This is a genomic window from Promineifilum sp. (SeqCode) (assembly GCF_041918635.1).
GTDB lineage: Bacteria > Chloroflexota > Anaerolineae > Promineifilales > Promineifilaceae > Promineifilum.
The window spans coordinates 1-10,486 of the sequence record NZ_JAYRVJ010000160.1 but is presented as its reverse complement, the minus strand read 5'-3'; the positions used below and the strand labels follow the sequence as shown (position 1 = coordinate 10,486).

12 protein-coding genes and 3 pseudogenes are annotated in these 10,486 nt (G+C 64.6%); 4 read left to right on the top strand and 11 right to left on the bottom strand.

Annotated features, from left to right (window positions below):
- Window positions 1-298 (top strand): annotated as a pseudogene (locus ACE3UY_RS05440) (hypothetical protein); the annotation flags it as partial.
- Window positions 299-440: 142 nt separating this feature from the next.
- Here the strand turns inward: ACE3UY_RS05440 and ACE3UY_RS05435 are convergent.
- The gene (locus ACE3UY_RS05435) at window positions 441-650 is read right to left on the bottom strand and encodes a YtxH domain-containing protein (RefSeq protein WP_374686535.1); all 210 of its coding nucleotides are present in this window, start codon (window positions 648-650) and stop codon (window positions 441-443) included.
- Window positions 651-748: 98 nt separating this feature from the next.
- Between ACE3UY_RS05435 and ACE3UY_RS05430 the strand changes: the two genes are divergently transcribed.
- Window positions 749-1,027 carry a hypothetical protein gene (locus ACE3UY_RS05430; RefSeq protein WP_374686534.1) on the top strand — a complete coding sequence of 93 codons (279 nt, stop codon included), beginning with the start codon at window positions 749-751 and terminating at the stop codon, window positions 1,025-1,027.
- 101 nt (window positions 1,028-1,128) lie between these two features.
- Here the strand turns inward: ACE3UY_RS05430 and aspS are convergent, their stop codons facing one another.
- Window positions 1,129-2,904 carry an aspartate--tRNA ligase gene (gene aspS, locus ACE3UY_RS05425; protein WP_374686533.1) on the bottom strand — a complete coding sequence of 592 codons (1,776 nt, stop codon included), beginning with the start codon at window positions 2,902-2,904 and terminating at the stop codon, window positions 1,129-1,131.
- A gap of 272 nt (window positions 2,905-3,176) precedes the next feature.
- Here aspS and erpA point away from each other — a divergent pair, with 272 nt between their 5' ends.
- On the top strand, window positions 3,177-3,590 hold the full coding sequence (gene erpA / locus ACE3UY_RS05420; protein ID WP_374686532.1) for an iron-sulfur cluster insertion protein ErpA: 414 nt from the start codon (window positions 3,177-3,179) through the stop codon (window positions 3,588-3,590).
- 93 nt (window positions 3,591-3,683) lie between these two features.
- Window positions 3,684-4,061: a DUF2203 domain-containing protein gene (locus tag ACE3UY_RS05415; protein WP_374686531.1), complete on the top strand. Its 378-nt coding sequence runs from the start codon at window positions 3,684-3,686 to the stop codon at window positions 4,059-4,061.
- A gap of 46 nt (window positions 4,062-4,107) precedes the next feature.
- Here the strand turns inward: ACE3UY_RS05415 and ACE3UY_RS05410 are convergent, their stop codons facing one another.
- From ACE3UY_RS05410 to ACE3UY_RS05370, 9 genes and pseudogenes are all read right to left on the bottom strand, one after another.
- The gene (locus tag ACE3UY_RS05410) at window positions 4,108-5,592 is read right to left on the bottom strand and encodes an HDIG domain-containing metalloprotein (protein WP_374686530.1); all 1,485 of its coding nucleotides are present in this window, start codon (window positions 5,590-5,592) and stop codon (window positions 4,108-4,110) included.
- Between the two features lie 84 nt (window positions 5,593-5,676).
- Window positions 5,677-6,234 (bottom strand): hypoxanthine phosphoribosyltransferase, encoded by a 558-nt coding sequence (gene hpt, locus ACE3UY_RS05405; RefSeq protein WP_374686529.1) that lies wholly within the window; start codon window positions 6,232-6,234, stop codon window positions 5,677-5,679.
- A gap of 1 nt (window position 6,235) precedes the next feature.
- On the bottom strand, window positions 6,236-6,838 hold the full coding sequence (locus ACE3UY_RS05400) for a thymidine kinase (protein ID WP_374686528.1): 603 nt from the start codon (window positions 6,836-6,838) through the stop codon (window positions 6,236-6,238).
- A 167-nt stretch (window positions 6,839-7,005) separates the two neighbouring features.
- Window positions 7,006-7,191: pseudogene (locus ACE3UY_RS05395) on the bottom strand (DNA-directed RNA polymerase subunit alpha C-terminal domain-containing protein); the annotation flags it as partial.
- 71 nt (window positions 7,192-7,262) lie between these two features.
- A pseudogene (gene rpmE / locus ACE3UY_RS05390) lies at window positions 7,263-7,452 on the bottom strand (50S ribosomal protein L31); the annotation flags it as partial.
- Window positions 7,453-7,458: 6 nt separating this feature from the next.
- Complete coding sequence (gene rpmA / locus ACE3UY_RS05385) at window positions 7,459-7,743, bottom strand: 50S ribosomal protein L27 (RefSeq protein ID WP_374686527.1); 285 nt, start codon at window positions 7,741-7,743, stop codon at window positions 7,459-7,461.
- A gap of 19 nt (window positions 7,744-7,762) precedes the next feature.
- Window positions 7,763-8,077 (bottom strand): 50S ribosomal protein L21, encoded by a 315-nt coding sequence (gene rplU / locus ACE3UY_RS05380; protein WP_374686526.1) that lies wholly within the window; start codon window positions 8,075-8,077, stop codon window positions 7,763-7,765.
- A gap of 201 nt (window positions 8,078-8,278) precedes the next feature.
- Complete coding sequence (locus tag ACE3UY_RS05375; protein WP_374686525.1) at window positions 8,279-9,010, bottom strand: hypothetical protein; 732 nt, start codon at window positions 9,008-9,010, stop codon at window positions 8,279-8,281.
- Between the two features lie 155 nt (window positions 9,011-9,165).
- Window positions 9,166-10,486 (bottom strand): NBR1-Ig-like domain-containing protein (locus tag ACE3UY_RS05370; RefSeq protein WP_374686524.1); only part of this gene is annotated, 1,321 nt, incomplete at its 5' end.

The following is a 10,486-nucleotide window of genomic DNA, read 5'->3' as shown; positions in this document are numbered from 1 at the left end:
CTTCGAGACGTTCGGCCGGGGATTCGGGCTGGCGGGGTTGTCCGTGCCGGAGTTAGCCCAGCCGCCGGTATGGGAGCCGGCCGGTTTCGTGGAGACGGGCTGGCTGCTGCCGCAGCAGTGGGAAGTCAGGCTTATCCGCGAGGGGGCGACGCCCGAAGTTATCCCGCTGGCGCTCGACGCGCAGAATGGGGCGCAACTGGCGGTGGAACTGGGAGCGGATGGCGGCGTGCTGGTCGTCATGCCCCTGACGCCGTTCGTGGATACGGCCGCGGACTATTGGGTGCGTATTGATCGGTAAGAGGGCAGGGGAGCACGGGGGCGGGGGCAGGGGAGCGAATCGAAACCGCGGCTCTAGAGGCAAGCATGCAGCAAGTCAGTGAGATGTTGGTCGCCGAGGCTACTTCACCCCTGCTCCCCCGCACCCCCGCTTCCCTGCTCTTCTACATCCGGCTCGCGTTCCGATACTGGTCCTCCAACTCCCGCCGCCGCTCCTGCATCGCCTGGCGCGCCTCGCTACGGGTTTGTTCCCAGCGCTCCTCAACGCTCTCAATCAGTTCCGAGCCGGAAGCGGGGGTGAGCAACAGCGCCGTCACTGCGCCTACCAGCGCCCCACACACCGCGCCGGCCATAAAGCTCATGAGTTTGTGCATGGTGTTTCCTCATTAATCTGTCTCTCCCTGACCTCTTTTGGAGAGCGAAGGGACGAAGGACATTATAGCAGGTCTCGCTGTTCGGCTATAATCTGAACATGTCGGAGTACATCGATATCGAACCTGAGGTAACTGAGGACGGTCTCATCCTGTTCCATACTAACTTGCCGCTGACGGCCGAAGGGCGGGAGGAGCGCTACGCGTCGCCGGCCGAACTGGACGAAGGCTCGCCGGTGGCCCAGGCGCTGGCTGTCGTCTATGGTATCTCGGGCGCGTCTTTGAATGGCGGCGAGTTGGTCGTCTGGTGCGAACCCGACGCCGACTGGCACGCCCTCATCGCCGACGTGACGGCGGCGCTGAAGGACTTCTTTCTGTAAGAGTGGGAAGAAGCTCACGCAAAGAACGCCAAGAAGCAAAGAACGCTAAAAGAATCTTCTTCTTTGCGCTCTTTGCTTCTTGGCGTTCTTTGCGTGAGCTCTTAAGCCGCCTTCTCGCGGATCGCCAACTGTAGCTCCTCCAGTTGGCGCGGCAAGACGTGCGACGGGGCGTCGGCCATCAGGTCGGTGGCCTGAGCCGTCTTGGGGAAGGCCATCACCTCGCGGATATTCGGCTCGCCGGCCATAAGCGCCACCAGCCGGTCGATGCCCGGGGCGATGCCGCCGTGAGGCGGCGCGCCATACTCGAACGCCTCCAGCAAGTGGCCGAACTGATCGCGGGCCTCCTCCATCGAGAAGCCGATGAGCGACATGATCTTGGCCTGGAGCGTCTGGTCGTGGATTCGGATACTGCCGCCAGCCACCTCGAAGCCGTTGCAGACCAGGTCATACTGCTGGCTGAGCACGGCCGCCGGGTCGGTGTCTAGCAGGGGGATGTGCTCCGGCCTGGGCGCGGTGAACATGTGGTGGCTGGGCGCGAAGTGGCCGTCCTCCAGCGCTTCTTCGAACAGCGGGAAGTCGATCACCCAGGCGAAGGCCAGTTCCTTCTTGTCGGTGTACCCTAGCCGCCGCGCCAGTTCCGTCCGCAGCGTGCTCAGCACGTTGTGCACCACGCTCTTGGCGTCGCTGGCGATAAGGATGAGGTCGCCCGGCTTAGCCCCTAGCCGCTCCGTGATGGCGATCAACTGATCGACGGTAAAGAACTTGGCGATGGGGCCGCGCATCTCGCCCGACTCCGGCTGGATAGCCAGCCAGGCCAGCGCCTTCGCCCCCTGGCCGCGAGCCATTTCTTCCAACTCGTCCAGCTGCTTGCGGCTGTAAGTGGCGCAACCAGGGGCGCAGATGGCCTTGACCGGCCGGCCGGCGGCCACGTTCTCGGCGAAGACGCGAAAAGCGCTGGCCCCGGCCACGTCGCTGATGTCCGCAAGTTCCATGCCATAGCGCAGATCGGGCCGGTCGGTGCCGAAGCGCTCCGTCGCCTCGGCGTAGCTGAGGCGGGGGAACTGCTTGTGCGCCAGCGGCACCAGACTGACCGCCTCTACCATGCCCACCATGAGCGACTCGATCAGGTCCAGTACATCGTCGCGCTCGACGAAGCTCATCTCCATATCCAGTTGCGTGAACTCTGGCTGGCGGTCGGCGCGCAAGTCCTCGTCCCGGAAGCAGCGGGCGATCTGAAAGTAGCGCTCGTAGCCGGCCACCATCAGCAGTTGCTTGAGTTGTTGCGGGCTTTGGGGTAGGGCATAGAATTTGCCGGGGTGGACGCGGCTGGGAACCAGGTAGTCGCGCGCGCCCTCCGGCGTGGACTTGAAGAGGATGGGCGTCTCGACCTCAATGAACCCGCGCGCGCCCAGAAAGTCGCGAATGAACTTGACCGCGTTGTGGCGCAGGATCAAGTTGCGCTGCATGCGTTCGCGCCGCAGGTCGAGGTAGCGGTAGCGCAGGCGCAGCGTCTCGTCCACAGTGTCGTCGCGGTCGATGAGGAACGGCGGTGTCTTGGCCGAGTTGAGTACAACGACCCGCTCAGCCAGCACTTCGATCTCCCCCGTCGCCAGTTGCGTGTTCTCTTGCCCGGCCGGCCGCCGGCCGACGACGCCACTGACCTGCAAGACGTACTCGCCGCGCACGTTCGCCGCCGCGGCAAACCCTTCCGGCGTCCGGCCCGCGTCCACCACGATCTGGGTCTTGCCCGCCCGGTCGCGCAAATCGATGAAGATAACGCCGCCCATGTCGCGACGCCGGTTGACCCAGCCCGCCAGCGTGACCGTCTGGCCGATGTGTTCGCTGCGCAACTCGCCGCAGCTGTGTGTCTTTAGCATGGATGCCCTTCCTGGATGGCCTTGATGATTTCGCGCCTGCTCCGCCCACGCGGCGCAGAGCAAATGAGGATTCTAGCATGACGCCGCGCGCGCGACAAAGGGCGCGAGGGGCAGAGTGGCGCAGGATTCTTATCCTGTCTATTCACCCGCGGCGTCTATAGTTTTAAAGAATGAGTTCATAAAAATTGACAACCGCCCGCCGCACTGATAGAATCCCGTCTATATCATCTCGAAACGTATTGTCGAGTCTTGAGACAAGGATTGGAACAAACATGGATGTTCAGCAGCTAGATCAGGTGCAGGAAGAGACTGTCTTTTTGACCGATGCCGCCGCGGAGACGGTCCGCAGTTTGCTGGTGCAGAAGAACGTGCCTGACTACGGCTTGCGCGTGTTCGTGGCCGGCGGCGGCTGCTCCGGCATGCAGTACGGCATGGCTCTGGAAGCGGAGGCCCGCGCCTACGATCACGTGATCGAGCAGAGCGGCGTGAAGGTCTTCATTGACCCGACCAGCATGATGTACCTCAACCAGGCCACTATCGACTACGTGGACAGCATTATGGGTGGTGGGTTTAAGGTTGATAATCCGAACGCGGTCACGTCGTGCGGGTGCGGCACGTCCTTCAAGGCTAAAGACGGCGGCGGTTATACCGGCGCGTCGGGCGGCGGCTGCGGCTGCGGTCACTAATTCCGGCTCTTGCAAGCACGATTCTGAAGGGTGGCGGCCGATCCGGGCTGCCGCCCTTTTTTCTTTCCCGGCGCGCCGGGACGGGGGAAGACGATGGGTGTGCGCTATTTCACCGTTGAGGAGGCCAATGCCGCGCTGCCGGAACTGACACCGCTGGTCGGTCGCCTGCTCGAATTGCGCGCCCGTGTCAGCCGCGAGGGGCGCGAGTTAGGCAGCCTGCTGGTCGATCTGAGCAGTGACGTGGGCGGGCCGGAGGCCAGCCAATTGACGGGTGAGTTTGCCGAGATCGAGCGGCTGGTCGCTCGCATCCAGTCCTATGGCTGCGTGCTCAAGAGCCTGGAGGCCGGCCTGCTCGACTTTCTGTGCGAGCGGGATGGACGGGATGTGCTGCTCTGTTGGCGCTACGGCGAGCCGCAAATCGGCTATTACCATGAACTACACACCGGCTTTCAGGGGCGTCGGCCGATATAAGAGAATAATCCGCCGATTTCGCAGATTACGCAGATTTTTCCAGAATTTATGAGCTTGCGTGTTCTTGAATGAAGGTGACGGCTGCTCCGCGCGTGGTCACTTCGCCGGCGGCCTGGGCCTCTTCCAACAGAGATAGCAGCCGGCCTATCTCGTGCCCCGGCGGCTGGCCGAGCAGTTCCATGACGTCTTGCCCGGTCAGCAGGCGCGGCGGCGCGACCACCTCGTGGGGCGCGTCGAAGTAGGCCGCCAGCAGCGCGCCGACGACCGTTAGTAGCGCCTCCCACTCGCCTCCGCTCCCCGCACCGTCATAAGTCGCCAGGTGGTCGGCCAGCGACAACAGCGCCACGTCAAGCCCCGCCTCGTGCAGCGCGCGGTAGTAGCGGTAGATGGTTCGTCGGGAGGGAGCGCGCCGCTCCGTCGCCAGGTAGAGCGGGCGCATGTGGCCGGCCACGATGGCGCGCGCGTGGCGAATGGCGGCGTTGCCGAAATTCAGCCGGTTCAACCGGGCCGCTGTCAGGTTCGCGCCCGCCTCGTCGTGGCCCAGGAAGCGGATACGGCCTGTCTCCTCCACCGTCTGCGTCTCCCGCTTGCCCGTGTCGTGGTAGAGCGCCCCCCAGCGCAGTAGCCCTTGCCCGTCGATCCCACCCTCGATGGCCCGCGCCAGATGGGCGCGTAACGCGGCGCGATAAGGGGCGAGCAGCGTTGCGACGGCCTCCATCCATTCGGCTGTCTCGTCTGGCGGCTCGCCATCGAGCAGCGCCTCGACCGCTACCAGGTAGCGCAGGACACTCACCGTGTGCGCCAGCACCGCTTCGTGGTGCGGCGGCGATTGAGCCACGTCGCGCAGGGCGGCCACTTCGGGCAGGACTCCCGCCAGCAGCCCTAACTCGTCCAACAGGGCCACGCCCGTATGCGGCTCGCCGGCGCTTAGCAGCTTGGTCAACTCGTCGCGAATGCGCTCGGCTGACGTGCGCGCCAGCAGGGCGGGCAGAGCGGCGCGGGCCGCCTCGGCCGTCTCCGGCGTCAGCGCGAAGCCGAGTTGGGCGGCGAAGCGGGCGGCCCGCAACGCCCGCACCGGGTCATCGGCGATAGAGTCGTTGTGGATGGCGCGGATGCGCCCGGCGCGCAGGTCGTCCAGGCCGCCGTGTCGGTCGATGATCGCCTCCGCCGTCCGCGCCCCGACCGGCAAGGCCAAGGCGTTGATGGTGAAGTCCCGGCCGCGCAGGTCGTCCTCGAAGGTGGGGCCCCGGTAGCGGGCGATGTCGAGCGTCGTCGCTTCCGCTTTGGCGACGATCCGGCCCACGTCCCGCGCGGCATCCAGCGCGTAGGCGGGCAGGCGCAGCCGGTCGGCCAGCCAGTAGGTGAGTGGGACGGCGTCCGCGGCCACGATGAGGTCAACGTCGTGGCTGGCCCGACCTAACAGCGCGTCGCGCACCACCCCGCCGACCAGGTGCACCGGCTGCCCGATCTCCGGCAGCAGCGGCCGTATCCGCTCCACCAGCGGCGCGAGGGGCAATGAATCTGGGGTCATCAGAAGAATCGATCCGCAGATTTCGCAGATTACGCAGATTAAGGAAGAAAAATCTGCGTAATCTGCGAAATCTGTGGATTCTTCTTACCGAAGGTGGGCGAAGAGCTCGGGTTTAAGCACGGCGATGTAGGGCAGGTTGCGGTACAACTCATCGAAGTCGAGCCCATAGCCGACGACGAACTCATCGGGGATATCGAAGCCCACGTAATCCACGTCCACCTCCACCTCGCGCCGGGCGGGCTTGTTGAGCAGGGTGCAGATACGTAGCGAGGCCGGCGACCGGGCCAGGAGGCTGCGCTTCATGTACGACAGCGTCCGCCCACTGTCGATGATGTCCTCAACGATGAGCACGTGCCGCCCGTCCAGTGGTATCTTCAAGTCCATGATGATCTGCACCGCGCCGGAGGAGGTGGTTCCCCGGCCGTAGCTGGAGATGCCCATGAAGTCCAGATGGTGCGGTCGGGTCAGGGCACGGCTCAGGTCGGACAGGAACATGTAGGCGCCCTTCAGGACGCAGATGAGTAGCAGGTCGTCGCTATCGGCGTAGTCCGCCTCGATCTGGGCCGCCATTCCCTGAATGCGGTCGGCCAGCGTTGTCTCGTCGATGAGAACCTGGGCGATGTCGTCTTGTAGATCGCGCATGTCAGCCTATCTCCTCCATGACCGAGCGGGACGCGGGCAACACCTGATGGCATGCCCGGCAGCGCGCCTCGTACACCTCGGCCGCGCCGACCAGCACGATCGGGTCGTCGAACGCCGCCGGTTGTCCTTCGATCAGGCGTTGTGTCCGGCTGGCCTCCTCGCCGCAGACGACACAGATGGCGTGCAGCTTGCTAACCTCCTCAGCGCGGGCCAGCAACGCCGGCATGGGGCCAAAGGGCAGACCGCGGAAGTCCATATCCAGCCCGGCGCAGATCACCCGCTTGCCGGCATGGGCCAACTGTTCGCACACGTCCACAATCCCCTCATCGAAAAATTGGACCTCGTCGATGGCGACCACGTCCGTCTGCGGATCGACGGCGAGCAGGATGTCGGCGGCGCGGGCCACCGGCTGGGCCTCAAAGTGCAGGCCATTGTGCGACGTCACTTTCTCCACGTGATAGCGCTGGTCGATGGCGGGCTTGAAGGCCTGTACCTGCTGGCGGGCGATGACGGCGCGCCGCAGCCGGCGAATCATCTCCTCTGTCTTGCCGCTGAACATGCTGCCGCAGATGAGTTCGATCCGCGCGCGCGAGTGTTTGCTCATATCCTCTCCTCGATAACAAAAAGGGCAGATACGCTTGTCGGCGTATCTGCCCATTATCCTCGCGTTGCCCGTTTCGGACAAAAGCCGGAGCGGACGAGGGAAGAAGAATCCGCAGAATGCGCAGATTGGTTTTAAGAATCTGTGCAATCTGTGGATGTCTTGATCGATTAGGCGATCAACCCCTCGTCGCGCAAGCCGCGCTTGATCTTGATGAGAGCTGTCTGGCCGATGCCCTGCAAGGCCAGGACGGCGTCGTCACCCTGCTTCAACAGGTTCAACAGGTCGCCATAGGTCGTCAGGCCAGCGTCGCGCAGCGCGTTGTTGGCGCGCGTGCCCAGGTCCATCATGTCGATAGCGAAATTCTCCGGCCGGCGGCCCTGCTGGGTGTCCTCGACCGTGGTCTGAATCTCCTGGCGCTTCTGCAAGCGGCGCATGAAGCGGTCAACCTGGCCCTCGGTGTCCATCAGGCGCTGCGTCCCGGTATAGAAGGGGTGCGTGCCCGACCACACTTCGACGACGAGCTGCGGGCGGGTCGAGCCGACGGTCATGACGACTTCACCTTCGACAATGACCTTGGCATCGGGATACCACTTCGGATGAATATCGTTCTTCATGGCCCCTTACTCCCCCACGGCCTCGGCCGTCGCCTCGGCCTGTACCGGGTAGACGCTGACGACCTTGCGGCCAAAACGGTTCTCGAACGCCACCTGGCCGTCGATCAGGGCGTAGATGGTGTAGTCGCTGCCCACACCGACGTTGTTACCGGGGCGATATTTGGTGCCCTTCTGGCGGACGATGATCACGCCAGGCCCGACGTACTGGCCGCCATAGCGCTTGATGCCCAAGCGCTTGGAGTTGCTGTCACGGCCGTTGCGGGTCGAGCCGCCACCTTTCTTGTGTGCCATTTCTCTTTACTCCTAGCTCCTAGCCGGCGACGATCTCATCAATGCGCAGGCGCGTATAATCCTGTCGATGACCCTGACGCCGGCGGTAGCGAAGCTTCGCCCGGTACTTCCAGACGAGGATCTTCTTGCCCCGGTACTGTTGAACGACTGTCGCCTTGACGGTGGCCCCAGCCACGGTCGGCTGTCCCACCTGTACGGCGTCGCCGTCGGCCAACAGCAGAACATTCGTCAACTCCACCTGGTCACCGACTTCATAGGGCAGCTTCTCGACGGAGAAGGTGTTGCCCTCTTCGGCGCGGTATTGCCGGCCACCACTTTCCACAATTGCGTACACGTTTGCCTCCAAAAAGAACCGGCATCCGCATATGATGCCGGTTTCCGTCACAATGACTTGTTGTTCACCACGCGGTGGGCGTGGTTGGTTACCCACCTCGCGCGAACTTGGATTATAGGCTAGAAGGTGGTGGTTGTCAACGGAAGATCGTCTGTAAATCCTGAAAAGGATGGGGCGCTGATTTTCGCGGATAGGAGCGGCTCAGCCTGTTGCGTCCGGCTCGGCGTCGCCCTTGAGGCTTTGCCAGACCCACTCCAACTCGTCCACTGGCTCGTCGTCGGCGTCCTCGCCGGCTGCTTCCAAATCGGTGTAACCGTTGGGGGGCAAAGGGGTGTCACCCGCCCAGGCCACGTCGCCGGCGTCGCGGAACAGGGCCCCGGCGCGGGCCAGCGCGACCGGCGCGGCGTCTGGGCCGGCCGCCGACTGTTGTTCCATCAGCGAGGCGTTGGGGTCGAAGCGCAGCAGCGCCGCTTCCAACTCCTCATCCATCTCCTGCGAATGGCGGCGGCGGCCAATGCGCAAGCCGCGCCATGTGCAACTGCGACAGGCGTAGCGATAGGCTGGGATGGCCGCCAGGCCGTAGAACCGGTCGCTGAACTGGCGCGAAACGCGCACCAACTCGCGCTCCTGGCAGTTGGGGCAGCCGGCGCTGGCCCACAGCCGCTCCTCGCCCATGATCACCCGCCGCCGCCACCAGACGAACAGCGCCAGCAGCAGCAACAGGCCGCCGGCGAGTACCCACGTCCCCGGCCCGTTTATCAGCCAGGGGATGAGCCGCCGCGCGCTGACCAGCCGCGCCAGGCGGCGCAGCATGGCCTGATCGAGAAACGGCAACAAGACGAGAGCCGCCGCCAGCAACGGCAGGACGATGACAACTAGCTTGTCGATGGCGCGGAAGCCGCGCCAAGGGATTGGCTCGATCGTTGTATTCAATGCTCCTAACTCCGACGGTAGATTCCCACCTGACGTTATCGTAGCGGGATTACCTTACGACAGGGCTTAATCTGTCGCGCCCTGTCACAACGGTGGCCGGGCGAAGCGTGCCTCACCCGGCCACCGTTGAAGAATCGGCGCGCCGCGCCCGCTTTCTACTCCTGGAAATCCCAGCCGAAGTCGACGTCCGTCCGCTCCTGACCGCCGGCCAGACGGATACCCTGCCGGCCCGTGCCCGGCGCGGGCCAGGTCCAGTTGCCGGGGATCAGCAGGTTGACGTTCTCGGCGCTGAGGGCGTCGATGGAGACGCAGTAGATGTCGGCGTCCAGCCCCTCGAAGCGGTACGTGCCGTCGTCGGCTGTCACCGTCGTCGCCACGCGATTGGCGGCGGCGATGATGCCCCCCGGCGGGCACGCGCCGCGGCCGAGAATGACCGAGATGCCGGGAATGCCGACCTCATTCGAGTCCTGTGTCGCGTTGCCGCGGAAGAAACCGCTGCCCTCCTCCGTCTCGACACAGCCACGCGACGCTGTGCCATCGGTCAGAAAGCATACGTCCTCCCAGACGATGCCGCTGATAGCCGCCGAGCCGAGCGTAAGCTGGGGAGGCTCTGCCCCCTCTTCGACAATGATCTGCACCCAAAACGCCTCGCTGGCCTGGCCGTTCATACCGAAGGCCGTGCCCGCGGCGTCGCTGATCTGCCAGTTGCTCCGGTAGCTGCCGGGCGCGGTCGGGGCGGTCAGCGTGATCGCGATGTCGGCCGTCTCGCCCGGCGCGACCGGGGTCTCCAGCGGCACAGTCGTGGTGATGCCCATCGCGTCGCCGCTGATGAAGGCTACGCCGTAATCGGTCGTCCAGGGGCAGGTGCCGTTGTTGCGCAACCGCCAGGCCGCCTCAAACTCCGCGCCGGGCGGAAAGACGGTGTCGTCGGGCACGGTCAAGTCCTGGACGAACTCAAAGCTGTTGCCGCAGTCGGCCGCGGCTACGGGCGTGGGCTGGAAGCGGAAGTCGTAGCCGAAGTTAATGCCGGTCAGCGCCGCGCCTTCTTCGAGCGTCACCGTGACGCTGTTGGTAGCCACGCCGTTGTTGATCGGGAAGGTCAACACCCCCTCTTCCAGGATAGCGATATTGGCTTCGAGGTCGGTGTCCAGAAAGACGCAGTACGTGTCGGGCGTCAACCCTTCGAAGCGGAACGCGCCGGACTCGTCGGTCGTCACCACAACTTCGTCGCCGGGCACGGCCGAAGTACAGTCGCCGGCCAGCAAACTCACCTGGACGCCGGGGATGCCCGGTTCGCCGCTCTGTTGCTCGCCGTCGGCCACCAGGGCTGCCCCGTCGGCTGCGGGCACGCATCCCTCTTCCGGCGTCGCCCCGGCCTCGACCGCCGCGCCGGTCTGGCTGCACAGATCGTGCCAAACGAAGCCACTGATCCCCGGCTCCTGGCCGGCCGCGCCGGCGCCGGTCGTAGTCTCATCG